Source organism: Dongia sp., from assembly GCF_041918875.1.
Classification (GTDB): domain Bacteria; phylum Pseudomonadota; class Alphaproteobacteria; order Dongiales; family Dongiaceae; genus Dongia.
In genome coordinates, this window is record NZ_JAYRUV010000010.1 from 74,106 (window position 1) to 97,437 (window position 23,332).

Annotated in this window: 22 protein-coding genes; 6 read left to right on the top strand and 16 right to left on the bottom strand. The window is 64.2% G+C overall.

Going from position 1 to position 23,332, the window contains the following annotated elements:
• Nucleotides 1–82 precede the first annotated feature (82 nt).
• Nucleotides 83–907, top strand: coding sequence for a bifunctional DNA-formamidopyrimidine glycosylase/DNA-(apurinic or apyrimidinic site) lyase (gene mutM, locus ACE3TY_RS12260; RefSeq protein ID WP_374653326.1), 825 nt, complete (start codon nucleotides 83–85; stop codon nucleotides 905–907).
• Nucleotides 908–1,105: 198 nt separating this feature from the next.
• On the opposite strand, the gene ACE3TY_RS12265 is transcribed toward mutM, so the two are convergent.
• The 3 genes from ACE3TY_RS12265 to ACE3TY_RS12275 form a co-directional block, all read right to left on the bottom strand.
• Nucleotides 1,106–2,092 (bottom strand): pyridoxamine 5'-phosphate oxidase family protein, encoded by a 987-nt coding sequence (locus ACE3TY_RS12265; RefSeq protein WP_374653327.1) that lies wholly within the window; start codon nucleotides 2,090–2,092, stop codon nucleotides 1,106–1,108.
• Nucleotides 2,093–2,153: 61 nt separating this feature from the next.
• Nucleotides 2,154–2,765: a glutathione S-transferase family protein gene (locus ACE3TY_RS12270; RefSeq protein WP_374653328.1), complete on the bottom strand. Its 612-nt coding sequence runs from the start codon at nucleotides 2,763–2,765 to the stop codon at nucleotides 2,154–2,156.
• 35 nt (nucleotides 2,766–2,800) lie between these two features.
• Entirely contained in the window at nucleotides 2,801–3,352 is a 552-nt protein-coding gene (locus tag ACE3TY_RS12275) for a carboxymuconolactone decarboxylase family protein (protein WP_374653329.1), read from the bottom strand.
• 150 nt (nucleotides 3,353–3,502) lie between these two features.
• Here ACE3TY_RS12275 and ACE3TY_RS12280 point away from each other — a divergent pair, with 150 nt between their 5' ends.
• The 3 genes from ACE3TY_RS12280 to ACE3TY_RS12290 all read left to right on the top strand — a co-directional run bounded on the left by ACE3TY_RS12280 (nucleotide 3,503) and on the right by ACE3TY_RS12290 (nucleotide 6,443).
• On the top strand, nucleotides 3,503–4,396 hold the full coding sequence (locus ACE3TY_RS12280) for a LysR family transcriptional regulator (RefSeq protein ID WP_374653330.1): 894 nt from the start codon (nucleotides 3,503–3,505) through the stop codon (nucleotides 4,394–4,396).
• A 164-nt stretch (nucleotides 4,397–4,560) separates the two neighbouring features.
• Nucleotides 4,561–5,406, top strand: a complete 846-nt coding sequence (locus ACE3TY_RS12285) for a UDP-2,3-diacylglucosamine diphosphatase (RefSeq protein WP_374653331.1) — start codon at nucleotides 4,561–4,563, stop codon at nucleotides 5,404–5,406.
• Nucleotides 5,403–6,443, top strand: coding sequence for a glycosyltransferase family 4 protein (locus ACE3TY_RS12290; protein ID WP_374653332.1), 1,041 nt, complete (start codon nucleotides 5,403–5,405; stop codon nucleotides 6,441–6,443). The genes ACE3TY_RS12285 and ACE3TY_RS12290 overlap by 4 nt, the downstream gene beginning before the upstream one ends.
• An 8-nt stretch (nucleotides 6,444–6,451) precedes the next feature.
• On the opposite strand, the gene ACE3TY_RS12295 is transcribed toward ACE3TY_RS12290, so the two are convergent.
• On the bottom strand, nucleotides 6,452–7,648 hold the full coding sequence (locus ACE3TY_RS12295) for an acetate/propionate family kinase (RefSeq protein ID WP_374653333.1): 1,197 nt from the start codon (nucleotides 7,646–7,648) through the stop codon (nucleotides 6,452–6,454).
• A gap of 134 nt (nucleotides 7,649–7,782) precedes the next feature.
• On the opposite strand from ACE3TY_RS12295, the gene ACE3TY_RS12300 reads away from it, so the two are divergent.
• Nucleotides 7,783–9,015 (top strand): CCA tRNA nucleotidyltransferase, encoded by a 1,233-nt coding sequence (locus tag ACE3TY_RS12300; protein WP_374653334.1) that lies wholly within the window; start codon nucleotides 7,783–7,785, stop codon nucleotides 9,013–9,015.
• A 59-nt stretch (nucleotides 9,016–9,074) separates the two neighbouring features.
• On the opposite strand, the gene ACE3TY_RS12305 is transcribed toward ACE3TY_RS12300, so the two are convergent.
• The 6 genes from ACE3TY_RS12305 to ACE3TY_RS12330 all read right to left on the bottom strand — a co-directional run bounded on the left by ACE3TY_RS12305 (nucleotide 9,075) and on the right by ACE3TY_RS12330 (nucleotide 15,871).
• Nucleotides 9,075–9,875 (bottom strand): hypothetical protein, encoded by an 801-nt coding sequence (locus ACE3TY_RS12305; RefSeq protein ID WP_374653335.1) that lies wholly within the window; start codon nucleotides 9,873–9,875, stop codon nucleotides 9,075–9,077.
• A gap of 151 nt (nucleotides 9,876–10,026) precedes the next feature.
• Nucleotides 10,027–10,989, bottom strand: coding sequence for a hypothetical protein (locus ACE3TY_RS12310; protein WP_374653336.1), 963 nt, complete (start codon nucleotides 10,987–10,989; stop codon nucleotides 10,027–10,029).
• Nucleotides 10,990–11,315: 326 nt separating this feature from the next.
• The gene (locus ACE3TY_RS12315; protein WP_374653464.1) at nucleotides 11,316–11,858 is read right to left on the bottom strand and encodes a CarD family transcriptional regulator; all 543 of its coding nucleotides are present in this window, start codon (nucleotides 11,856–11,858) and stop codon (nucleotides 11,316–11,318) included.
• A gap of 588 nt (nucleotides 11,859–12,446) precedes the next feature.
• Nucleotides 12,447–12,782 (bottom strand): ferredoxin FdxA, encoded by a 336-nt coding sequence (gene fdxA / locus ACE3TY_RS12320; RefSeq protein WP_374653337.1) that lies wholly within the window; start codon nucleotides 12,780–12,782, stop codon nucleotides 12,447–12,449.
• 108 nt (nucleotides 12,783–12,890) lie between these two features.
• Nucleotides 12,891–13,286: an RNA-binding S4 domain-containing protein gene (locus ACE3TY_RS12325; protein WP_374653338.1), complete on the bottom strand. Its 396-nt coding sequence runs from the start codon at nucleotides 13,284–13,286 to the stop codon at nucleotides 12,891–12,893.
• Nucleotides 13,283–15,871, bottom strand: a complete 2,589-nt coding sequence (locus ACE3TY_RS12330; RefSeq protein ID WP_374653339.1) for a helicase-related protein — start codon at nucleotides 15,869–15,871, stop codon at nucleotides 13,283–13,285. The genes ACE3TY_RS12325 and ACE3TY_RS12330 overlap by 4 nt, the downstream gene beginning before the upstream one ends.
• A gap of 95 nt (nucleotides 15,872–15,966) precedes the next feature.
• Here ACE3TY_RS12330 and map point away from each other — a divergent pair, with 95 nt between their 5' ends.
• Nucleotides 15,967–16,782, top strand: coding sequence for a type I methionyl aminopeptidase (gene map, locus ACE3TY_RS12335; protein ID WP_374653466.1), 816 nt, complete (start codon nucleotides 15,967–15,969; stop codon nucleotides 16,780–16,782).
• 161 nt (nucleotides 16,783–16,943) lie between these two features.
• On the opposite strand, the gene ACE3TY_RS12340 is transcribed toward map, so the two are convergent.
• From ACE3TY_RS12340 to ACE3TY_RS12365, 6 genes are all read right to left on the bottom strand, one after another.
• A complete protein-coding gene (locus ACE3TY_RS12340) occupies nucleotides 16,944–17,849 on the bottom strand; it encodes a hypothetical protein (protein WP_374653340.1) in 906 nt (301 codons plus the stop codon).
• Between the two features lie 101 nt (nucleotides 17,850–17,950).
• Nucleotides 17,951–18,664, bottom strand: coding sequence for a tRNA (guanosine(46)-N(7))-methyltransferase TrmB (locus tag ACE3TY_RS12345; protein ID WP_374653341.1), 714 nt, complete (start codon nucleotides 18,662–18,664; stop codon nucleotides 17,951–17,953).
• 23 nt (nucleotides 18,665–18,687) lie between these two features.
• Nucleotides 18,688–19,857: a methionine adenosyltransferase gene (gene metK / locus ACE3TY_RS12350; protein WP_374653342.1), complete on the bottom strand. Its 1,170-nt coding sequence runs from the start codon at nucleotides 19,855–19,857 to the stop codon at nucleotides 18,688–18,690.
• A gap of 222 nt (nucleotides 19,858–20,079) precedes the next feature.
• The gene (locus tag ACE3TY_RS12355) at nucleotides 20,080–20,514 is read right to left on the bottom strand and encodes a helix-turn-helix domain-containing protein (protein WP_374653468.1); all 435 of its coding nucleotides are present in this window, start codon (nucleotides 20,512–20,514) and stop codon (nucleotides 20,080–20,082) included.
• 323 nt (nucleotides 20,515–20,837) lie between these two features.
• On the bottom strand, nucleotides 20,838–22,385 hold the full coding sequence (lnt, locus tag ACE3TY_RS12360) for an apolipoprotein N-acyltransferase (protein WP_374653343.1): 1,548 nt from the start codon (nucleotides 22,383–22,385) through the stop codon (nucleotides 20,838–20,840).
• Nucleotides 22,386–22,391: 6 nt separating this feature from the next.
• Entirely contained in the window at nucleotides 22,392–23,327 is a 936-nt protein-coding gene (locus ACE3TY_RS12365; RefSeq protein WP_374653344.1) for a hemolysin family protein, read from the bottom strand.
• Between the last annotated feature and the right edge of the window lie 5 nt (nucleotides 23,328–23,332).

Consider the following 23,332-nt stretch of genomic DNA (forward strand, 5'->3'; position numbering starts at 1 on the left):
TTTAACCGTTGCCGCGGATGGATGCCAGCCTTTGCGGATCAACGGCTTGACGGTTTCGCTGCGGCCCATTACCGCTAGGGGCATGCCTGAATTGCCCGAAGTCGAGACCGTCTGCCGGGGCCTGGCCCTGAAGCTCTTGGGCCGGCGTCTGGCCGCCGTCGAGCAGCGCCGGGCGGGCCTGCGCTTCCCCTTCCCGGAAGGGTTCGCGGCCCGCCTCACCGGGCGGCGGATCGAGAACATCCGCCGGCGGGCCAAATACATCGTCATCGACCTCGACGACGGCACGGTGCTGCTGGTGCATCTCGGCATGTCGGGTTCGATGGTAGTCAATGAGAAGCGCCCGGCGCTGCTCGACCGGCACGACCATGTCGTCTTCGACATCGACAACGGCACCTGTGTCCGCTTCAACGATGCGCGCCGCTTCGGCCTCATGGATCTGGTGGCGGCCGCGGATCTCGCCGATCACAAGCTCATTCGCGGATTGGGTCTGGAACCGCTCTCCGACGCGTTCAACGGCCTGGCTCTGGCCGCCATGCTGAAGGGCAAGAAGATCTCAGTGAAGCTCGCCATCATGGACCAGCGCCTGGTGGTTGGCGTCGGCAACATCTATGCCTCGGAAGCGCTCTTCCGCGCCGGCATCAGCCCCAAGCGCCGCGCCGGCACGATCACCGGCGAACGCGCCGCCAAGCTCGCCGCCGCCATCAAGAAGGTGCTCAAGGAGGCCATCAAGGCGGGCGGCTCCTCCTTGCGCGACTATGTCCAGGCCAATGGCGAACTCGGCTATTTCCAGCACCGCTGGAAAGTCTATGACCGCGAAGATGAAAAATGCCCCACCTGCGGCGGCCCGGTGAAGCGCATCACCCAAGGCGGCCGGTCGACGTTTTACTGTCCGAAGGATCAGCGGTAGCCTAGACTGGACCCGCCTGCCGCCGGATCAGAGATCGAGGACCAGCCCCGTGGTCCCTTCCGCCGGCACCGCAGAGCAGATGAGGGCTTCGTCCTCGCCGATTTCCGCACTAGGTGGCGTGTGATAGGTGACGGCACCTTCGACGATCCTGGCGCGGCATGAATGCGCGCATCCGAAATATTGAACCCACGCAGCCCGTCATAGACCGGCTGCATGAACGGCCCAGCCGCCGGTCATCAGCGAATTGGGCGAGGCGCCTTCCCTGTCATCCGTCCAGCGCAATGGCAATGCTGCCGGGCGATAGACGATGCGGGTGGGTGTCAAGCGCCAGAAGCGCTCGGCCCCCTGGAACGCCGCGATCTCCGGCCCTTGCAGCACGACCTCCGGCACGCCGGCGATCTGCAGTAGATCGCCCGTGCTGAAATCGACGAAGACCAGCCCCGCGCGCGGATTGACGCTGAAATTGCCGAGCGTGTTGAAAAACAGATTGCCGGCAAAATCCGGCACCGTGAGAACATCTGCCTCGCTGACATGCACAAAGCCCGGCTTGCCGCCGCGATGCGACACATCCACCTGCCGCGTGCCATCGGGGAGATCGACATAGGAGGCGACGAAGAACGTGTCCGCGCTACCTATCATCTCCTTCGCGCGCACACTCAATCGATCCGGATACTGCACGGTCTCGACCGGCTGGAACCGGTCGGCGGCGCGTGTGAACTCGAACTGCCGCAGCTGGATATATCGCGGGCAATTGCCGTAGCTCTGGTGGACAGCGAGGGTGAAGTCGCCCTCGGTTCGGCGTTGCACGGTGCCGTTCATCCGGTTGCGCCGCCGTGTATGCAGTTCGATTCCCAGCAGCCCGACGGCATCGCCGTCGTTGAGGCCCGCTTCCGCCGGATCGCCCGGATCGCGGGCAAGGCTGACGTCAAGGCGCCTTGGGTCCGGCGACCCCATGAAGCCCGGCTCATTCGCCCGCAACGTCGCCCACGCATCGCCCCGGTCATCGACCGATCCCAGCACGACAAAGGGCAACTGTGCGAAAAAATCGCGATGCTGATCGGGCATGTGGTCGCGGATGACCCGGCGTCCCACATCCGCCATGCGGTCGGCAACACCGGCGCTGCGCTGCAGGGCGACCTCGCCGTCATGCCAGGGCGATGGGATGGTAGTTTCGGTGAGGCTCATCTGTAGCCCTTTCAGGAGGGGCACGGGATGCCAAGTCTCGCATCCCGTGCCGGTACGACCCTTACGCCGCCAAACCAACAGGCGTTTTCTGGAATTCGACGAAGCCGGGCAAGGCCTCGATCCGCGCCAGCCAGTCCCGCACATGCGGATAGCCCGAGAGATCGACATTTCCCTCAGGCGCGCTGGCGATATAGCTGTAGAGCGCCACGTCGGCGACGGTCGGAACGGCCGCGACGATGAACGGATGGCCGCTCAATTCGGCGTTGATCTGCCTCAACACATTGTGCGCCCGGGCCAGAACTTCATCCGCGCGGAAGCCGGCGCCGAACACGGTGATGAGGCGTGCCGCCGCCGGGCCGTAGGCGATCTCGCCGGCGGCGACCGACAGCCATTTCTGCACCTTGGCGGCAGCCAGGGGCTCTTCTGGCAGCCAATCGCCGCGCCGCAGCTTCTTGGCGAGGTAGACCAGGATGGCAACCGAGTCGGTGACGATCGCGCCGGCATCGTCCAGCACCGGCACCTGGCCGAACGGATTGAGCTTCAGGAAATCCGGCGCCTTGTGAGCGCCCTTGGCAAGATCGACCAGGACCAGTTCATGTGGGATACCCAGCAGCGACAGGAACAGGCGCACGCGGTGTGAATGTCCCGACAGCGGATGATGATAGAGCTTCATGTTTGCGTCTCCTTGAGGAATGAGGAACGGAACGTTCAGGCCGCGTTGCGCAAACTGACGCGCGGGAAGTCGATCTCGGTCTTGAACACCTCGTTCACGTAATTGGTCCAGGTGTTGAGCGCGACATGCTGCACGATCTCGAGGAGCTGTCCGTCGTCATAGCCGGCGGCTTTGACCGTGGCGATGTCGGCTTCACTCACCTGGCCGCGCGAGCGGGCGACCAGGGCCGCGAAGCTGACGGCGGCGTCGGCCTTCACATCATTCGAGCGGCCGCTGCGGTTGGCGGTGATTTCCGCATCGTCGAGCTTGGCGAGGTTCTTGCCCGTATAGGTATGAGCCGAGAGACAGTACTGGCAGCCGTTGATTTCGGCCACGGCGAGCGCGATGCGCTCGCGGGTCTGCGGCGGCAAGGTGCCCTTGCCCAGCGTGTCGGCGAGGCCGAGATGGCCTTTGAGGGCAGTCGGGCTGTTGCTGATCAGCTTGAAGATGTTGGGCACCATGCCGAATTTCTTATTGATGCCCTCGAGCAGGGACTGCGCGGCTTCGGGGGCGTCGGCGATGGTGGCGGGGGTCGGAATGCGTGACATGGAAACCTCTCATTTGAGGATGAGGCAGAGGGAGGAAGTTCCCGGCGCGTCATCTGTCTCAAAGCTATGTCCTCCCGGAAAATTTGTGTAGAATGCCATTTTGAGAGTTACCCTCCTGAAAAATGGGAGGATAAAGACAGGAGAAGCGGCATGGATCGGCTGGAAGCGATGGCGCTCCTGGTGACGGTGAGCGAGGCCGGCAGCCTGTCCGCCGCGGCCCGGCAATTGAGAGCGCCACTTGCCACCGTCAGCCGCAAGGTGGCCGACCTCGAAGCGCATTTGAACGCGCGCCTGCTCACCCGCACCAACCGCAGGGTGCAGCTCACCGAAGCGGGCCGCGCCTACCTCGCCGACGCCAAGGAAATCCTGGGAAGGGTCGAGGAGGCCGAGCGGAAAGTGGCCGGCGAATATGTGACACCCAAGGGGGAGCTTACGGTGACGGCGCCGATCGTCTTCGGGCGCCTCCATATCCTGCCGGTGGTCACCGATTTCCTGCAGGTTTTCCCGGACATCACGTTGCGCCTGATCCTCGGCGACCGCCTCTCGAACCTCGTCGAAGACCATATCGATGCCGCCTTGCGCATCGGCAATCTGCCCGACAGCAACCTCGTGGCGACGCGCCTGGGGTCGACGCGGCGTTCAGTCTATGCCAGTCCAGACTATCTGAAGCGCCGTGGCACGCCGGCAAAGCTCAAGGATCTCATCCACCACGATTGCGTCAGCTTTGAAAACATCGCGCCGTCAAAGTTCTGGATCTTCCATGACGGCAAGCACGATCTGCCGGTCCCGGTCCGCACCAGGCTGAGCGTCACCACGGCGGAGGCGGCGATCGACGCCGCGATCGCCGGTACGGGCATCACCCGCGTGCTCTCCTACCAGGCCGCCACGGCCGTGGCCGCAGGGACCCTCGTCCCGGTCCTCGAAGATTTCGAACCGCCCGCCTGGCCGATCCATTTCGTCCATGTCGCACAGGGCGCCCTGCCGCTGAAAATGCGCGCCTTCCTCGATTTCGCCGCGCCGAGGCTGCGGGCAAAGCTGACGTAGCGGGTCCTGTCCATTCCCAGGTGACAGATTGGCGTCACTCCGGTGACGCCCCCATGAAATCATTCGCAAATCCGGCGCCGCGTGCCGCGCGTCATCATCCTGCAACGCGTCGGTCGTTATTGAGCGGCCAGTGCAACAGGTGAATCGAGTCGCGAGCGACATAGATGAACGCGATGTCCCAGATGCCGAGCGAAACAGCGCGCTACCGGGCGATCTTCATCTCCGACGTCCATTTGGGGACGCGCGGCTGCAAGGCGCAGTACCTGCTCGATTTCCTGCGCGCCAATGAATCCGACTACATCTACCTCATCGGGGACATCATCGATTGCTGGCGCCTGTCCAAGGGCTGGTTCTGGCCGCAGAGCCATAACGACGTGGTGCAGAAGCTCCTGCGCAAGGCCAGGAAGGGCACGCAGGTCATCTACGTTCCCGGCAATCACGACGAACCCTTGCGCGACTATGACGATCATGCCTTCGGCGATGTGATGGTGATGAACGAGGCGGTGCATGTCACCGCCCAGGGCAAGCGCCTGCTCATCATCCATGGCGACGCGTTCGACGGCATCGTGCGCTACGCGCCGTGGCTGGCCAAGCTCGGCGATTCCGCCTACACGCTGGCGCTGGCGCTCAATCACTGGTTCAACCGCGCCCGCGTCGCCTTCGGCTATCCCTACTGGTCGCTCTCCGCCTGGCTGAAATCGCGCGTCAAGGATGCGGTGAAGTTCATCGGCGATTTCGAGCACACGGTCGCGGCCGAGGCGCAGCGCCGCGGCTTCGACGGCGTCGTCTGCGGCCATATCCATCAGGCGGCCTTGAAGGAGATCGACGGCATTATCTACGCCAATGACGGCGACTGGGTCGAAAGCTGCACCGCCTTGGTCGAGCATCGCGACGGGCGGCTGGAGATCGTCGAGTGGGCGAGCCAGCGCCAGCTTTCCATGCTGGCACCGAAGAACGTCGCGGCGATGCCTCATTCGGCGGTGCCCAACCCGTCGGCGCCAAGCGCATGAGCGTCTCCCTCAACATCGCCATCGTGACCGATGCCTGGGCGCCGCAGACCAATGGCGTCGTGCGCACGATCGGCCGCACGATGGACGAACTCGTCGCCGCCGGCCACCGGCCCACGATCCTGTCGCCGCAATCCTTCCGCTCGTTGCCCTGTCCGACCTATCCGGAAATCCGCCTGTCGCTCTTCCCCTACCGGCGCCTGGCGGCACGGCTCGATGCGCTGGCACCCAATGCCATCCATATCGCCACCGAAGGGCCGCTGGGCCTTGCCGCACGGCGCTATTGCCTGAAGCGGGGCCTGCCTTTCACCACGGCCTACCATACGCGCTTCCCCGAATATATCGCGGCACGCTTCGGACTGCCGTTGCGCATAAGCTATGCGTGGCTGCGGCGCTTCCATGCCGCGGCGCAGGCCACCATGGTGGCAACCCCCTCGATCGAGGCCGACCTTCGCGCCCGCGGCTTCATGCATATCAAGCGCTGGTCGCGTGGCGTCGATACGCGTCTCTTCCGCCCGCGTCCGCGCGCCAATGCGCTGCCACCCTTTGCCGATCTGCCGCACCCCATCCATCTCTATGTCGGGCGCCTTGCCGTCGAAAAGAATATCGAGGCCTTTCTGCAGCTCGATCTGCCGGGCAGTCAGGTGGTGGTGGGCGACGGCCCGCTTCATGCCGACCTCAAGGCGCGCTTCCCCGGGGCGATTTTCCTCGGCCAGAAAGTGGGCGAGGATCTGGCCCAGCTCTACGCCGCGGCCGACGTCTTTGTTTTTCCCAGCCTCACCGACACGTTCGGCCTGGTGATCCTCGAAGCGTTGGCGTCCGGCGTGCCGGTCGCGGCCTTTCCGGTGGCGGGGCCGAAGGACATTCTGCAGGAAGGCGTTTCCGGGGCGCTCGACCGCGATCTGGGGCTTGCCATTGCCCGCGCTCTCAAGATCCCGCGCATGCAATGCCGGACGGAAGCTGAACGCTTCTCCTGGCGTGCCGCCACCGAGCAGTTCCTCTCCAATCTGGTGCTGGTGCCGGCCCGCTTGTTTACCTGAGGGCCCGCCTAGGCGATAGCCAGCAATCGCCTGGTATGCCGGGCGATCATCCATTCCTCGTCGGTCGGGATCATCAGCACCCGCGGCCCGGATGTGCCAGCGCCGAGGTCTGTCCTCCTGGCGCGGTTGGCGCCTTCATCTAGGCTGAGGCCCAGCCAGGCGGAACCGGCGACGATGCGCGCCCTGATATCGGCCCCGTTCTCGCCGATCCCGGCTGTGAAGACCAGGGCGTCGATGCCGCCCAGAACCGCCGCCAGCGCGCCGATCTCCTTGGTGATGCGGTAGACGAAATGGTCGAGGGCGAGGCGGGCCAGGCGGTCGTCGCTCGCTTCCAGCACGCGCACATCGTTGCTGATGCCGGAAAGGCCCTTGAGGCCGCATTGGTGATAGAGGAAACGCTCGATGGCGGCGGCATCCATCGCCTTCTCGCGCATCAGATAGAGCACGATTCCAGGATCGAGCGCACCGGGCCTTGTACCCATCGGAATACCGTCGAGCGCCGTGAAGCTCATCGTGCTGTCGATGCTGCGCCCGCCGCGAAGCGCGCAAAGCGAACAGCCATTGCCCAGATGCGCGACGATGACGCGGCCGGCCGCGATGGACGGCGCCACTTCCTGCAGCTTTTCGGCAATGAACTCGTATGAAATGCCATGAAAACCATAACGCCGGACTCCCTCGCGATAGAGTTCGTCGGGAATGGCGAAACGGTCGGCAAGCTCGCCATGGCCGCGATGGAAGGCGGTGTCGAAGCAGGCCACCTGCGGCAGGTCCGGCCGCCGCCGCCGCCAGGCCAGGATCGGCGCCAGATTCTTCGGCTGGTGCAGGGGGGCAAGGTGGGTGAGGGCGGTGATCCGCGCCAGCACCGCATCGTCGATGCGGACGGCACTGCTGAAATCCGGCCCGCCATGGACGACACGGTGGCCGATGGCGGCGATCGGTCCGCCGATGGCGTCGGTGGCCATCGCACCCGTCAACCAGTCGCCGACAATCGCCTCGCCCGCCTCCACACTGGGTACTGCCGCGATATCGAGCTCCCGTGTCGCCAGCACGGTATTGCCGCCATCCCTGATGACAAGGCGCGGCTGGCTGCCGATCCCTTCGAGGAGGCCGCTTACACGACGATCGAATCGGTCGCCATCGGTGGCAAAAGCCTGGAATTTGATGCTGGAGGAGCCGGCGTTGATGGCAAGGAGGATCTGCTGCATGGCGCGATCCTAGGCCGAAAGGGGCATCCGCTGGCAAGGGCCAGCGCGGCAGGGCCAAGCGGGCCAGGGGAGAGGGAGCGAACGATACCCCCGCCCCTATCGGCCGTTCCGCCGTTTCGGCTAGGATGCCGCTCATGCGAATCACCCCACCCCGCGACCTTGCCGACTGGCGCCGGAACTGGCCGCATGCCGGTGCTGCCGAAAAAGTGCTGATGGCACTTGAAGGAGCCGGCGGCGAGGGGCGCTTCGTTGGCGGCTGCGTGCGCGACGCGCTGCTCGGGCGCCGGATTCGCGATATCGACATCGCCACCAATCTCGACCCGCAGGCCGTGATCGCGGCTCTCGAAGCGGCGCATCTTCGCGCCGTGCCGACGGGGATCAAGCATGGCACCATCACCGCCGTGGCCGATCATGTCGGTTTCGAGGTGACGACCTTGCGCCACGATATCGAAACCTATGGCCGCCATGCCAAGGTCGCCTTCACCGACGATTGGCAGGCCGACGCTGCACGCCGCGATCTCAGCATGAACGCGCTGTTCTGCGATGCGGCCGGGACAATCCACGATTATTTCGGCGGGCTCGCCGATCTCGCCGCCGGGCGGGTACGCTTCGTCGGCGATGCGGCCCAGCGCATGGACGAGGACTATCTGCGAATCCTGCGCTTCTTCCGCTTCCATGCCGATTATGCGCAAGGCGATTTCGACGCAGCGGCGATCCTTGCCGCCACGCAACGGCGCCATGAGCTGAAGCGCCTCTCCGGTGAAAGGCTGCGGCAGGAAACGCTGAAGCTGCTGGTGGCGCGGCGCGGGATCGAGGTCTGGGGCGAGATGCTGATGCGCGATTTCGCCGCCGCCTATCTTCCCTGGGCGACGAGCCAGGACCGGCTGGTCAAGGTGGCGGCGCTGGAAACACGGCTCCACCTCAAGCCGGACCCGATCCGTCGCCTCGCGGCACTCGCCGTCACCGGCTGCGGGCCGGACATCGCCGAGACGCTGAAGCTCTCCAATGCCGAGCGGGACCGCCTGCTGGCAGCCAGCGGCATCCGCGCCAGCTTCGACATTGCCGACACACGGATTGTGCACCGGCAGATATATGTCCTGGGCAATGACCGGGCACGCGACCAGGTGCTGCTCGACTGGGAGCCCGGGCCTGGGGAAGGTGGCTGGCACGGCGCTTTCGAGATCGTGCAAAGCTGGCCGCGTCCCACATTTCCCCTGGCCGGCCGCGATCTTATCAAACTCGGCCTTGCCGCCGGCCCGGAGCTCGGCGCCAAACTCGCCGAGATCGAGCAATGGTGGATCGATGGAGATTTCACGGCCGATGCCGCTGCGTGCCTTGCCGAGGCGAAGAAGAAGATCGCGCGCTAGTCACAAACTCACTTGTCATGCCCCGGCCAAGCCGGGGCATGACAAGTCAGTAACTGCCCTCACGCCTCGACCAGATCCAGCAACTCTCCCTTGGGATCGAGCAATGCCGCCACGGCCTTGCCGCCATATCCGCAGCCGCCATCCAGCGTCATGGTGAAGGCGCTCATGGCCGGGCCGCCATGCTGGCGATCGTAGCCGCGGATCACCTTGAGGAACTGGCCGTAAGGATGATCCAGGGTGCCGAAGGCGCTGCCGCCCCACCACAGACTGTCGCCCTGGGCCGATAGCGGCCGTTCCGGGTCGATTCCGGCATGGACGAAGAGGAGACCAAGATCGTCCGTATAGGCGGCACGTCGGATGGCGGACATCAAGGCGGCGTGGCCCGGCCTCGCCTGCTGGGCGGCGCGCAGCGAATTGGTCCAGCGCGTGATGGCGAGAGCTCCCTCGCGGCAATGGATGATGCCCTCGGCCGGATCGCCGCCATAGGCCGTAATGGTGGGGCCCACGCCCTGCTGTAGCAGCCAGGGCAGCACCTCGCGCGGGTTGGGCGCGAACTGCAGCTGCAGCAGCTTCATCCACATCTCCTCCTGCTGGCCGCGGAGGTAGACGATATCTTCCGGGAACATGATCGGCCGCGCCAGGATCTGGCGGCGGAACGTGATTATCTCGTCGAGCGTGCCGGCGACATCGGGCCCGCGCCCCAGGAAGCCGCCCAGATAGACGATGCGGTCGCCGGGGTCGAATTGCTCGGCGATATAGGCGTGGAGTGCCCTGAGACGCGGCATGTCCCCATGTACCGGCGAGATCGCCCAGATACGGCTGGGCTTCTTCAGAATGGCGAATTTCTCTCGTTCCTGCATGGGCTCTGATCGACTGGGGCGACTCGGACGGCGAGCCGCGATCATAGCATGTGCGACAAAACGATGACGCCCCGGCCAGGGATGGCCGGGGCGCCGGACCGTCGAACCGTCGGACCGTCGAACCGTCGGGCCGTCGAACGGAGCCGGGTCTTCAGTCGATCGAGATGTAATTGATGTTCCAGCCGGCGTTCTGCAGATCCTGGATCGAGGCCCAGCCCTGGTTCTGGACGCCGTTGAGCTCGACCGTCGAATTCCCGAACGCGATCACGACATCGCCGTCGGCGCTGGTGTTGACGAACACGTTGGCCGATCCGTTGCCATAGGGGTTGTTCAGTTCCAGGGCGTCGGCAAGCGGGTCGAAATCGGTGATGATGTCATGGCCGTTCACGACATCGACCTGCCAGTGGAAGGTGTCGGCCCCCGCGCCGCCGGTCACCACATCGTCATAGTTGCCACCGCCGGCATGGATATGGTCGTTGCCGTTGCCGCCGTCGATGATGTTGGCGCCCGTGCCGCCGAACAGATAGTCGTCGCCTTCCTCGCCCAGTATGGTGTCGTTGCCGGCACCACCCCACAGATTGTCGTTGCCGGCGCCGCCTTTCATCAGGTTGGCGTCGTCATTGCCGTCGACATCGTCGTCGAAGAGCGAACCGATGAAATCCTCGATGCCGCTGACATCGTCATGGCCGCCGAAATTGCCGTCGCTCATGTCGATATAGACGCCGTGGGTCGAGGTCGAATAATCGACCGTGTCATGGCCGGCGCCGCCCACCATCTTGTCGTAGCCGGCACCGCCGACGAAATAATCGTTGCCGTCGCCGCCCAGCAGCGTGTCATTGCCATCGCCGCCGAACAGCTTGTCATTGCCGATACCGCCATCCAGCTTGTCGTTGCCGATGCCGCCATCGAGCAGATCGTTGCCGGCATAGCCGTTCAGCGTGTCGTTGCCGCCATTGCCGTAGATCGCGTTGGCGTGCGATTCCCCGTCGAGCACGTTGGAGCCGTCGCTGCCCTGGATGGTGCTGTAATATTGCTGGCGATAGATCTGGTACTGATAGAGCGAGCTATCCAGCGTGTTGAGATTCATCAGGCGTTTGGTCGGGTCTTCGAGCATGGCTTCCTCGGCATTGCGGGTTCCTGCGGGATCGCATTAACCGGTAGTCGAGGGCGCGGGGCAGTCGGTTCGCCCGGTTCGGCGCAGGTGTGAGCTGGCTCACCCGAAACACGTGCCGCCCGTCACAGGCGGCGGCATTGCGGGTGCAAAAGCCGGGAAATAGGAATGGAGCCTGAAAGGGCGGGGCTACCTGAAAGGGCGGGTCTGGGGGAGAAAAACCCCCGACGGATGGACCGGAAGGGGATCCGGGGACCATCCGTCGTTAGCGGTCATGCCGCTCGGGGAGCCTCTCTGAGGAGAGAGCTGGTGGGTGGAATATGGCCTTCTTAGGCCGCCTTCATCACCTGATGCAGACGTTCGGTCGCGGCCTGCTCGTCCATGCCTTCGATAGCGGCAAGCTCGCGCACCAGACGGTCGAGGGCGGCCTGGTAAATCTGCCGCTCGCTGTAGGACTGATCCGGCTGGTCGGCGTTGCGATGCAGGTCGCGCACCACTTCGGCGATCGAGACCGGGTCGCCGGAATTGATCTTGGCTTCATATTCCTGGGCGCGGCGCGACCACATGGCGCGCTTCACGCGTGAACGGCCCTTCAAGGTCTGCAGCGCGGTCTCCATGACCTTCTTGCTGCTGAGCTTGCGCAGGCCCGAATTCTTGGCCTTGGCGACGGGAACGCGCAGGGTCATGCGGTCCTTGTCGAACAGGATGATGATGACCTGGAGGGAGTGGCCGGAAATTTCCTGGCTCTCGATACCCATGACCTTGCCGACGCCATGGGTCGGGTAGACGACGAAGTCACCCTTCTTGAAGCCCAGATCCTTGTCCTTGGCGGCTACTGTCTTTTTCGCTTTCTCGACCACATTCAGCTCCATCACATCCGATCTTTCTTCACGTCGCAATCCGGTCTGCCGCATCCCAGGAACTCCCAGGGGCATCCTGGGGGCAAAAAGGGGTCGCTCGCCGTTCCCGTTCCGCGCGGAACGGGGTCGCACTCCAACACAACGGCCTCAAAGCCTGAGGGGTTGCTCCACAAAACGCCGCCCGCCGGATCCCCTTGATACCGTCCAACCAATTTCCGGTCGGCGGTCGACCCGATTGTTCCTGCGGGTCCTTCTGCCGGGACCCGGAACTGTCATAATTTCGATTCAAAGCCGCAACGAACCTTTCCCGGTTCCATACAGATTCCGAGTCTGGTTCGACGTTAACATTTAGGCTTGGACGGGCCAGAAAAGATTAATCTTTCCAATGGATTCCGCCCCAACGACCTTCCCGAGTTTTATAGCAAAAATCGGGCTCGAATTCAAGGAAAGGCAGTTATGCGCTGGGCGCAGTGACATTAACCACCGGGTGTAGCGCACTGTCCCAGGTGGACATCAAAATATGGATTCGCCAGCGCGACATAGCGTCGCGCAAGGAAAATAATCATAGAAACGTAATAAGAACTGCCGCTTTCGAGAGCGTCACGCCTTGCCGGGCGCCGGGTCGAAATGCTTTTCGAACTTATCCTCGACACCCTTCCAGGAATCGGCATCGGTGGGTGCCTCGCCCTTGCGGGTGATATTGGGCCATTCGGCGGCATATTGCCGGTTGACCTCCAGCCATTTGTCGGTGCCGGACTCGGAATCGGGCAGGATCGCGTCGGCCGGGCATTCCGGTTCGCAGACGCCGCAATCGATGCATTCGTCCGGGTGGATGACCAGCATGTTGGCGCCGACATAGAAACAATCGACCGGGCAGACTTCGACACAGTCCATGTATTTGCACTTGATGCATGCCTCGGTAACGACATAAGCCATGGCGACTGCTCCTGATGGCGGATTGGTATTTTCGCTTGCCGGGCTAGCTACCATAGCCCTCCAAGGGGCGCAACAGGGCCAGCCCGCGCAGATATTCCGTATGGTTATTCAGTCTTCGCCATCCTCGCCCATCAGCTGATCCAGCGCGCGCCGCTCGCGCTTGGTCGGGCGTCCGCTGCCGGAAGCGCGCTGCGGCGGTTCGCCGCCGGCCGGCGCGGCCGGCCGCGCAGCACGCGGCGGGGGCGGCGACAGGTCTTCATAGAGGGTCTGCGCTTCCGGCGCCGGTCCGCGCCTGGTGCCGGGCGCCAGCACTTTGATGACGCGAATATGCGGACCCAGCGGAAAGGTCAGCACGTCGCCCGCCTTCACCTGGGCATGCGCCTTGGCGACGAGCTGGCCGTTGAGGCGCAGCTTGCCGCTGGCGGCCAATACCGTCGCCAGGGAGCGGCTCTTGAGGAAGCGTGCGAACCACAGCCATTTATCGATGCGCTGTGTCCCGCTCATGTCGCATCCGCCTTGGATGCCGGCGGCGGGTGCCGGCGGCGGCGGCGCTTCTTAGGAGCCCGCGCCGGCGGCGGCAGATCCTTGGCGACCAGCCTTTCATGCAGCACCGAGAGCGCCGCGAAGGGCGAGCTCGGGTCCATCTTCGGCTCCGGACGCGGCGGCTTTGGCGCTTGCACCGGCTTGCCGCGCTTGGCGCGCGCGCGCATGCGCACGCCGCCAGGCAAGGCCGCCCGAATGCCGAGCTGCCGCATGGTCTGGCCCAGTTCCTCCGGGCTCATCTCGAACTTGGCGGCATTGGCCTCGTCGGTGGTGAGGGTCTTGGCCGCGGCCGCCTCGCGCAAGGCCAGCGCCAGGCGCTCCAACGCGCCGAAGGCATAGCTCTTTCCCGCGACGACACGCTTGCCGCCCGCCATCTGCCAGGCCTCCAGCCCGCCCGCATCGAGCAGCAGCGGATCGGGCTTGCCTTCCGCGTCCAATGCCAGGCGGTGCCACAGCGCGCCGAGCAGCCCCAGCAGGCGGCGCTGGCGCCTGTCGTCGAGCCGCGCCAGCCAGATCGTGACGGCGCCGATGCGGACACCCAGCGCCGCCAGCGCCTTGCGATCGGCCGGCGCCAGGGCGGACAGCTGGGCGCGCACGGCTTCCCGATTGAGGGCACCCAGGCCCTCGCCCAGCTGATAGACGAGACCCCGCGCCGCCGGCTCCAGCTTGGCTCCCTGCGCCACGAAAATCGGATGCAGCCGATGGCGCAGCAGCCGGTCGAGCCAATGGCGCAGGCGCTGCTCGATCGCCTGGCGCTGGCGTCCGTCGATGAGGTCGATCGGTTTCAGCTCCACCATCGGCCGCAAGGGCTGGTCGCCGCGGATGAGCCGTGCCAGCGGCGTCTCGCGCCAGGCGATGGCACCAGCGGGGGAAAGCTTGAAGTCGCCGTCGGGCGAGGCCACGAGGTCGCTCACCCGCGTGCGCAGGGCCGGCCCCAGCACGCGCCTGGCGGCGGCCAGCAAGGGCCGCGCTTCCTCGGCATTGGCGTCGACGGCGGGGAAGAAATCGAGCCCCTTGAGGATGCCGACCTCATGCCCTTCGACCGTAACGCTGCCATCCTCGCCGAAGACCGCGTCGAGCTTGCCGCCACCGACCATGCGGCGATGGAGGGCGGCATGGCGCCGGTCGACGAAGCGCTGCGTCAACGCTTCATGGAGCGCGTCAGAGAGCCGGTCCTCGATCTCCTGCGCGCGACCCTGCCAGTGCGGCGCGTCGGCGAGCCAATCGCTCCGCTGCGCGATATAGGACCAGGTGCGGATATGGGCGATGCGCTGCGTCAGATGATCGATATCGCCATCGATGCGGTCGAGGCGGCTCATCTGGTCGGCGATCCAGTCGGTGGGAATGCGTCCCGGTGCCAGGCCCCGCCCGCCGGCGAGGTGCCGGAAGATCTGCGCGAGGAGCCGCAGATGCGCATCCGTCATCAGCTTGCGGAAATCCGGCACCTGGCAGACTTCCCACAGCAAGGCGACGCGGCCCTTGGGCAAGGTGAGAGTGCGGATCTCGTCGTCGCGCGCGAGCGCCGCCAGCGATTGATGGTCGATCGCTTCCTGCTGGCGCACCAGGCCCGGATGCGGCGGCCGCGCGTCGAGGCTTTTGAGCAAGGTATCGACGCTGCGGAAGTCGAGTTCGGCATTGCGCCACATCAGGAAATGGATGGGATCGACACGGTGGTTCTCGACCGCCTCGATGAGGTCCGGGTCCATCGGCCCCACCTCGGCCGTTGTGCCGAAGGTGCCGTCGGTCATATGCCGCCCGGCGCGCCCCGCGATCTGCCCGATCTCGGCGCGGCTCAAGGCACGCAGGGACCGGCCGTCGAACTTCTTCAAGGCGGCAAAGGCGACATGGCCCACATTCATGTTGAGCCCCATGCCGATGGCGTCGGTCGCCACCAGGTAATCGACCTCGCCCGCCTGGTAAAGATCGACCTGGGCATTGCGCGTGCGGGGGGAAAGCGCCCCCATCACGATGGCGGTCCCACCCCTTTGCCGGCGGATGAGATCGGCAATGGCGTAAACATCGGCGGCCGAGAAGGCAACGATGGCCGAACGCGGCGGCAGGCGCGTGATCTTCTTCGAGCCCGCGTATGAGAGCGTCGAAAAGCGCGGGCGGTTGACGATCTCGATCCCCGGCGCCAGCAGCTTGACCCAGGGTGTCGCCGCATCCGATCCCATGAACATGGTCTCGTCCATGCCCCGCGCCCGGATCAGCCGGTCGGTGAAGATGTGTCCGCGCTCGGTGTCGGCGGCAAGCTGGATCTCATCGACCGCGACGAAGGCCACCGGCCGGTCCAGCGGCATGGATTCGACGGTGCAGAAGAAGTACCGGGCACCCCGCGGCACGATTTTTTCCTCGCCGGTCACCAGGGCGCAGGCCTCGACGCCGACCGACTTCACCGCCTTGTCATAATTCTCCCGCGCCAGCAGCCGCAGCGGAAAGCCGATCATCCCCGACCGGTGGCCCAGCAGCCGTTCCATGGCCATATAGGTCTTGCCGGTATTCGTGGGCCCGAGGACTGCCGTCAGGCGTTGGGTGTGGGCACTCATGATGATGCAAGAATTGGCGCGGGCGGCAGGCAATTGCAAGGGTCGCGAGGGGCTTCATTGACCTCCGCCTCGTTCGGTCTTAAAGAAACCTCATGATGAAGCTTTCCGCCCAGCGCGACATGAACAACCGTCCGATCCCCATCCACGATGCGGAAGGTTTCGAAGGCATGCGCCGGGCCGGGCGCCTCGCCGCCGAGACGCTCGATTTCATCGGCGACCATGTCCGTCCCGGCATCAGCACCCTGGCGCTCGACAAATTGTGCGACACCTTCATGCGCGACCATGGCGGTATTCCGGCCACCGTCGGCTATAAGGGTTATCAGCACGCCAGCTGCATCTCGGTCAACCATGTGGTGACCCACGGCATTCCGTCGGAAAAGAAGATCCTTGCCGACGGCGACATTCTCAATATCGATGTGACACCCCTGGTCGATGGTTGGCATGGCGACACCAGCCGGATGTTCATTGCCGGGACTGCCAGCGTGAAGGCGCGGCGCCTGTGCGACGTCACCTACCAGTCCCTCATGGCCGGGATCGCCATGGTGAAGCCCGGCAACACGCTGGGCGATGTCGGCCACGCCATCGAAACGCTCGCGCATAAGAACCGCTTCTCTGTGGTCGAGGATTTCTGCGGCCATGGTGTCGGCCGCGTCTTCCACGACGCGCCGCAGGTCCTCCATTACGGCAAGCCCGGCACCGGCGTGGTGCTGGAACCCGGCATGATCTTCACCATCGAACCCATGCTCAATGCCGGCAAGGCCGATGTGAAGATCCTCGGCGACGGCTGGACGACGGTGACGCGCGACCAGTCCCTCTCGGCGCAGTTCGAGCATTCTGTCGGCGTCACTGAGACAGGTGTAGAGATTTTCACACCCTCGCCCAAGGGGATTGAGTGGAAGATGGCGGCGTAACCCGTCACTTGGCACCCCCACCCCACCCTCCCCCTGAAGGGAGAGGGCTTTTGCGCTGAACTCGCACCGACACCTCGCTCTACTCCCTCTCCCTTCAGGGGGAGGGTGGGGTGGGGGCATCACTGAAGATTCTTTCCGCGTGAAGCCTAAGCCGGACCTCTTCAGCACCGGCCATATGGCTTCAAGAAGGCGATGATCTTTTCCGCTTCCTGTTCCGCGGGCCGCAACTGCCAGGGCCCCAGTTTTTCTTTGATGCGCGCCAAGGTCGCTTCGGCACGCGGCATCTCTTCCTCCGGAAGATGTTCCATCGCGACGCGCGTCCAAACATAGGCGTCGTACTTGGCTTGGGGGGCGCCATATCCGAGTTCGGCAAGTTCGGCATAACGTAGCTGGGCCTCGGCTATTCCACGATCGGCAGCCAAGAAGTAGAAACCCGCCGCCTCAGCGAGATCCTGTCTCCCGTATTTGGGGTCGTCGTGCAGCCGTGCGTAGCCGAAGTAGCCAAGCGGATATTGCAGTTCTTCGCCAGCAAACTCGTAAAGCTCGCATGCCTCATCGACATTCTGCTGGATGCCTTTGCCATCGGCGAGCAGGCCAGCCAGGCGATAATACGCCGTTGCATGCTTCTTTTGGGTCGCTAGGCGGAACCATTTCACGGCCTCGGCGAAGTTTCCCTCCAACTCGTTCCACAGGCCGTAATTGAATAAGCCGGAATAGTCGCCAGCCTCCGCTGCTTGACGAAAACAGCCGGCACCCTTCATTTTATCGTAAGTAGTCGGACAGCGTTCCTCAAGGTAGAACGTGCCTAGTGTATTGAGCGCGTCCATGTTTCCGGCCTCCAAGGATTGCTGGAGAAGTTGCAATCCATGTTGCGGATCGGCGGGGTAGTGGTGGCCGTACAGATACAAGCTGCCCAAATGCGCGAGAGCTTTGGCGTGGTTCTGTGCTGCGGCTTTCTCCAGCCAGTAGCAACCCCGGGCTAAGTCCGGCTCAGTGCCAAAGCCATAGAGCAGATTTCGCCCAAGACGGAATTGCTTGTCGGCGTCTGTTGACTCGTCGCTTATCACCGCGCATCCTCATCGAGTATTAATCGTAAAGAGAGTATATGGGCAAAACAAGAACGCATGCAACAGTGGAAGAGGTTCCGGCAAATGACGGCTTCGCAGCCCTAAACCCGCCTGAACCTGAAGTAATGCGGCACGCGGCCCTGGGCGATGGCTTTTTGCTCGTAGCGCGAGGGCGGCCAGTCGGCGGGACGGACGCGCCAGTCGCTTGAGCGTTCGGCCAGCCATTTGAACGCGGGGTGGCGTGTGGTGTGGGCAAGCGCCCAGCCGATATAGACCGGGTCGTCGCTGCCGATGCGGAACTCGCCGCCGGGCTTCAGCAGGCTGGCGACGATGTCGAGGTTGGCTTGGTTGACGAAGCGGCGGTTCGCATGGCGGGCCTTGTGCCAGGGGTCGGGGAAGAGCAGGAAGATCCGCTCGAAGCTCTGCGGCTTCAACACCGGCAGCAGGTCGCGCACGTCCTCGGGATAGATGCGCACATTCTCAAGCTTCGCCGCATCGATATGTGAGAGCGCCGAGGCGATGCCGTTGAGGAAGATCTCACAGCCGATGAGGCCGACATCGCGGTTGGCTGCGGCTTGTGCCGCCAGATGCTCGCCGCCGCCGAAGCCGATCTCCAGCCAGTGCGCGCGCATCGGCGTCGGGTAAAACGCCGCCGGGTCGATCTCCTTGCCGGGCGTCACCGTGACGGCGATCCGGGGCAGCAGCGATTCCATCAGCCGCTTGCGGCTTTCGCGCAAGGGCCGGCCCTGGCGGCGGCCATAAAAGTTTCGCCGCGGCCCGGTTTCTCCCGGGGCCGCGGCGCGTCTGTCGGTCATCGACTGTTCGCTTTCGGGTCCGCTCAGGCCATCGCCGCCTGCAGGCTGGCGACGAGGTCGAGCTTCTCCCAGGAGAAGCCGCCATCGGCCTCCGGCTCGCGGCCGAAATGCCCATAGGACGAGGTGCGCGTATAGATCGGCTTATTGAGGCCCAGATGCTTGCGGATGCCGCGAGGGCTGAGGTCCATCACCTCGCCGATCGCCTTCACCAGCTTCTCTTCATCCACCGTGCCGGTGCCGTAGGTGTTCACATAGACCGACAGCGGCTTGGAAACGCCGATCGCATAGGCCACCTGGATGACGCACTTTTCCGCATAGCCGGCGGCGACCACATTCTTGGCCAGATACCGCGCCGCATAGGCGGCCGAGCGGTCGACCTTGGTCGGGTCCTTGCCGCTGAAGGCGCCGCCGCCATGGGGCGAGGCACCGCCGTATGTATCGACGATGATCTTGCGCCCCGTGAGGCCCGCATCGCCATCCGGACCGCCGATGACGAACTTGCCGGTCGGATTGACGTAGAATTCCTCTTCCTTCGGCATCCAGCCCTTGGGCAGGACCTGCTCCACATAGGGACGCACGAGGTCGCGTACCTGTTTCTGCTCCAGGCCCGCATCGTGCTGGGTCGAAACGACGACCGAGGTCGCCTTCACCGGCCGGCCGTTTTCGTAAAGCAGCGTCACTTGGCTCTTGGCATCGGGGCCGAAGCCCTTGACCTTGCCGCTGTGGCGATCGTCGGCCATCAACTTCAAGATCTGATGCGAATATTGCAGCGGCGCCGGCATCAATACGGGCGTCTCCTTGCAGGCATAGCCGAACATGATGCCCTGGTCGCCGGCACCCTCGTCCTTGTTGCCGGCGGCATCGACGCCCTGGGCGATATCGGCCGATTGCGAATGCACATAGCAATCGATGCTGGCGGTCTTCCAATGGAAGCCGTCCTGCTCGTAGCCGATTTCCTTGATGGCGCGGCGGGCGGTCTCGATCAGCTTGTCGTGGGTGATCGAAGCTGGGCCGCGCACTTCGCCGGCCAGCACGACCTTGTTGGTGGTGGCCAGGGTCTCGCAGGCGACGCGGGCTTCCGGCTGGGCCGCCAGATAGAGATCGACGATACTGTCGGAGATGCGGTCGCAGACCTTGTCCGGATGGCCTTCGGACACGCTTTCGCTGGTGAAAAGATAGCTGGATTTCGACACTGGCAGGATTCCCGCAAAGATAAAGGTTCGACAAGTTCACGTGCGCAGCAGGTGGGGCGTTCGAGGGGTCGGCTCCTTAAGAGCCGCCCCTGAGTCGGACAGCAAAAATCCCGGCCGCGATGCGGCCGGGATCATGGTTGACCGGGATTCGGTGGTCAAGCGGGTTTTAGTTGCCCCGCGCCGCGCAAAATCCACGCAAAACCGGCCGATTCCGGGCCGATTTCAGTCTTCGTCGACCAGCGAGCTCTTGGCGAGCGACTTGGTCAGCTCGAAGATGCGCTTCCGGACCGAGGCCTGGGGGATCTTGTAATAGGCCCGGACCAGTTCCAGCGTCTCGCGCTTGGCCATCGGATCGGGTTCGTAATCGACCGGGGCCGGGGTGGCCACACCCATCAGTTTAGATGGGCTCTTCTCCTGCACCGAATTGGGCATGTCTTCGAAGAAATAGGAAATCGGCACATCGAGGACACGCCCCAGATCGAACAGGCGGCTGGAGCCGACGCGGTTGGCGCCGCGCTCATACTTCTGCACCTGTTGGAAGGTGAGGCCGATCGCCTCGCCAAGCTTCTCCTGGCTCATGCCGAGCAAGGTCCGGCGCAGGCGGATGCGCTGGCCGACATGCACGTCGATCGGATTGGGGAAGCCCTTGCTGGCCATGCGGCCGGACGATTTGCGTCCCTTGGTGTTATTCCCCTGCTTGGTCGATTTTGCCATTTTTCTCACTCTCCTCGTGATCCAGCGGCCTTGCGATCGTCTGGCGCGATCGTCATCCAGGCAGCCTCAGCTCGTTTCCCGCACCGCGCTCCGCATCCGGCCGAATGTCGGTTGTTTCGGCCGATTTTCCCAGCAGTTCACGCTGTTCACCATCATGCTGACGCGTTTGTCTTGTCATACCGGTGAAGTCGGGTCAATCGCTTCATCCACTCCTGTGTACAGGGTCACAGAAAGGCCTCAACCCTGGGATGAACAACTGAACCATCTTACGCAGATCGGCGCCGCCGGACCATAGGAATGAGTGCAACAAGTACGAGCAGACCTGGGACAGCAATTCCATATTCTGCAAAAATCGTCACAGGCAGCGCGCGCGGCAGGTCGGCATCGATGACAGCGATATCACCCAGGCGCGATTGTGTCTCGATGCGTCCATAGGCGTCGACGACACCCGAGATTCCGGTGTTGGCGGCACGTATCAGAGGAATGCCTTCCTCCACAGCGCGATACCTGGCGGACGCGAAATGCTGATGCGGCCCCGCCGAATTGCCGAACCAGCCGTCATTGGTGACATTGACCAGCCATCCGGGCCGATGCGCTTCATCGACGATGGCGCCCGGAAATATGATCTCGTAGCAGATCGACGGCCCAATATCGGGTGCCCCCGGTACCGCCAAGGTAGTGGGGCCCGGGGCGGCGGAGAAATCCATCGACCCAGGTGTCAGCTTGCTGATGAACGGAAAGAGCGAACGCATCGGCACATACTCCCCCAGGGGTACCAGATGCGCCTTGTCGGCCGTGCCGCGGATCTCGCCGTCCGGACCCAGCACGACCAGCGAATTCCAGATCTCGGCGAGTTCTCCCTGCGCCGGCGCGCCGCGGACCGTCCCCGCCAGCAATGCGCCTTTCGGTGGAGTGACGGCTGCGATCATCTGTCGCAGCGCCGGGTCCCGGTCCAGCAGGAAGGGAATGGACGACTCGGGCCAGATCACATGCGTGACCTTGTCCAAGCCAGGGGTGTCGCGCGTCAGCTGCATATGCTTTTCGAAATGCCGGGCGGAGAAACCGCCCTGCAATTTCTCCGCCTGGCTGACATTCGCCTGCACGATGCGCAGCCTGATGCCGGCCACATGTTCGCCCGTGTCGCCGGAAAGGCGCCAGGCGCCGCCGGCCCAGAGCAGCCCCAGAACCGCCAGGGCAGCAGCACAGGCGATGCGCCCTGGCCGCCTGTCATCGGCCGCAAGGCTTGCCGGCAAGGTGAGAATCGCCACGGTGAAGAGGCCCAGGCCCCAGCTGCCCCAGACTGAAGCCGATTGCATCATGGCCGGGCTCCAGTCCCAGACATAGGCGGCGAGGTTCCAGGCATAGCCGGTCAGAACATGGCTCCGGAGCCATTCGGCGATGACCCACAGGCCGGCAAAGGCCAGGATGCCTGCGGGCGACAGGTCGCCCTTGCGCCAGACGGCGGCGCCGGCCAGCGCCGGATAGAGCGCCAGAAACGCAGCCAGGCCCGAGATGACCGGCGGCATCATCCAGCCGAAGCGGCCGATGTCGAGCAGGAACGAATTGGCGATCCAGTAATTCCCAGCCGCGAAATGGCCGAAGCCCCAAGCCCAGGCGACGTTGAAAGCCATCCGCCGCGTGGGTGCCGCCTGGATCAGCCAGTAAAGCCCGACGAGCGACAGCGCCATGACCGGCGTGAATTTCACCGGTGCGAAAGCCAGCGCCGACACCGCGCCGAGAATCGCGGCGAAGCCGCGCCGCTTCCAGCCCTCAAGCGCGCCGACCCAGGCGTTGAGCCGCGCCATCGTCTGCATGGTGGATTAGTCCTTTATGGCCTTCGCGGCCGGTTCCGGCGCTTTTTCGAGGTTCGGTATGTTGCGCACGCGCAGGCGCTTGATGCGCCGCGGATCGGCATCCAGCACTTCGAAGGTGATGCCGGAGGAATGCGTCACCAGCTCGCCGCGCAACGGCACGCGGTCGGTCAGCGACATGACCAGGCCGCCCAGCGTATCGATGTCGGCCTCGCGTTCCTCGTCGGTGAGGACGGGGCCCACTTTCTCCTCGAAGGCCTCGATCGTCGTGCGTGCATCGGCCAGCAGGGTGCCGTCGGGGCGCAGCACCAGATGCGGCCCCTTCACCACATCATGCTCGTCCTCGATCTCGCCGATGATCTCCTCGACCAGATCCTCGATGGTGACCAGCCCATCGATGCCGCCATACTCGTCGACCACCAGCGCCATATGCGCGCGGCCGTGGCGCATCTGCAGCAGCAGGTCGAGGACCGGGATCGAGGGCGAAATGAACATCGGCTCGCGCAGGATCTTCTTCAGCTGGAACTTCTCCGGATCGGGGAAGAAGGTCAGCACGTCCTTGGCATGGACGATACCGACGATATCGTCGAGATCCTCGCGGTAGATGGGCAGGCGCGAATGACCGAACTCGCGCACCATCTGGATGAGGCCCTTGAGGTCGATATCCTCGGGTGCCGCCTTGATGTCGGCGCGCGGCACCATGACGTCATAGGCGGTAAGATCGCCGAGCTTCAGTACGTTGAGCAGCAGCGAGGATTCGTTGGAATCGAGCGGCGGCTCGCCATCGTCGCCGGCTTCCGATTCCTCGATCAGTTCTTCGATCGCGTCCCGGAGGGCGTTCTCGCCCCCGGTCTTGCGCCGGAAAAAGCGCATCAGCCCCTTGAAACCCAGGCGCGGTTTGCCCGAATCCTCGGCCGCGCCGCTTCTAGATGGTAGGTCGCTCATTTCAC

Excerpts from the sequence above, each read along its gene's own strand:
- ACE3TY_RS12270 (WP_374653328.1), bottom strand. The coding sequence starts at position 2,765 with ATGAAGCTCTATCATCATCCGCTGTCGGGACATTCACACCGCGTGCGC.
- ACE3TY_RS12265 (WP_374653327.1), bottom strand. The coding sequence starts at position 2,092 with ATGAGCCTCACCGAAACTACCATCCCATCGCCCTGGCATGACGGCGAG.
- lnt (WP_374653343.1), bottom strand. The coding sequence starts at position 22,385 with ATGCAGACGATGGCGCGGCTCAACGCCTGGGTCGGCGCGCTTGAGGGC.
- ACE3TY_RS12315 (WP_374653464.1), bottom strand. The coding sequence starts at position 11,858 with ATGGAGCTGAATGTGGTCGAGAAAGCGAAAAAGACAGTAGCCGCCAAG.
- ACE3TY_RS12305 (WP_374653335.1), bottom strand. The coding sequence starts at position 9,875 with ATGCAGGAACGAGAGAAATTCGCCATTCTGAAGAAGCCCAGCCGTATC.
- ACE3TY_RS12290 (WP_374653332.1), top strand. The coding sequence starts at position 5,403 with ATGAGCGTCTCCCTCAACATCGCCATCGTGACCGATGCCTGGGCGCCG.
- ACE3TY_RS12285 (WP_374653331.1), top strand. The coding sequence starts at position 4,561 with ATGAACGCGATGTCCCAGATGCCGAGCGAAACAGCGCGCTACCGGGCG.
- ACE3TY_RS12355 (WP_374653468.1), bottom strand. The coding sequence starts at position 20,514 with ATGGCCAGCAAGGGCTTCCCCAATCCGATCGACGTGCATGTCGGCCAG.
- ACE3TY_RS12275 (WP_374653329.1), bottom strand. The coding sequence starts at position 3,352 with ATGTCACGCATTCCGACCCCCGCCACCATCGCCGACGCCCCCGAAGCC.
- ACE3TY_RS12365 (WP_374653344.1), bottom strand. The coding sequence starts at position 23,327 with ATGAGCGACCTACCATCTAGAAGCGGCGCGGCCGAGGATTCGGGCAAA.
- mutM (WP_374653326.1), top strand. The coding sequence starts at position 83 with ATGCCTGAATTGCCCGAAGTCGAGACCGTCTGCCGGGGCCTGGCCCTG.
- ACE3TY_RS12325 (WP_374653338.1), bottom strand. The coding sequence starts at position 13,286 with ATGAGCGGGACACAGCGCATCGATAAATGGCTGTGGTTCGCACGCTTC.
- ACE3TY_RS12310 (WP_374653336.1), bottom strand. The coding sequence starts at position 10,989 with ATGCTCGAAGACCCGACCAAACGCCTGATGAATCTCAACACGCTGGAT.
- map (WP_374653466.1), top strand. The coding sequence starts at position 15,967 with ATGAAGCTTTCCGCCCAGCGCGACATGAACAACCGTCCGATCCCCATC.
- fdxA (WP_374653337.1), bottom strand. The coding sequence starts at position 12,782 with ATGGCTTATGTCGTTACCGAGGCATGCATCAAGTGCAAATACATGGAC.
- ACE3TY_RS12345 (WP_374653341.1), bottom strand. The coding sequence starts at position 18,664 with ATGACCGACAGACGCGCCGCGGCCCCGGGAGAAACCGGGCCGCGGCGA.
- ACE3TY_RS12330 (WP_374653339.1), bottom strand. The coding sequence starts at position 15,871 with ATGAGTGCCCACACCCAACGCCTGACGGCAGTCCTCGGGCCCACGAAT.
- ACE3TY_RS12295 (WP_374653333.1), bottom strand. The coding sequence starts at position 7,648 with ATGCAGCAGATCCTCCTTGCCATCAACGCCGGCTCCTCCAGCATCAAA.
- ACE3TY_RS12280 (WP_374653330.1), top strand. The coding sequence starts at position 3,503 with ATGGATCGGCTGGAAGCGATGGCGCTCCTGGTGACGGTGAGCGAGGCC.
- ACE3TY_RS12300 (WP_374653334.1), top strand. The coding sequence starts at position 7,783 with ATGCGAATCACCCCACCCCGCGACCTTGCCGACTGGCGCCGGAACTGG.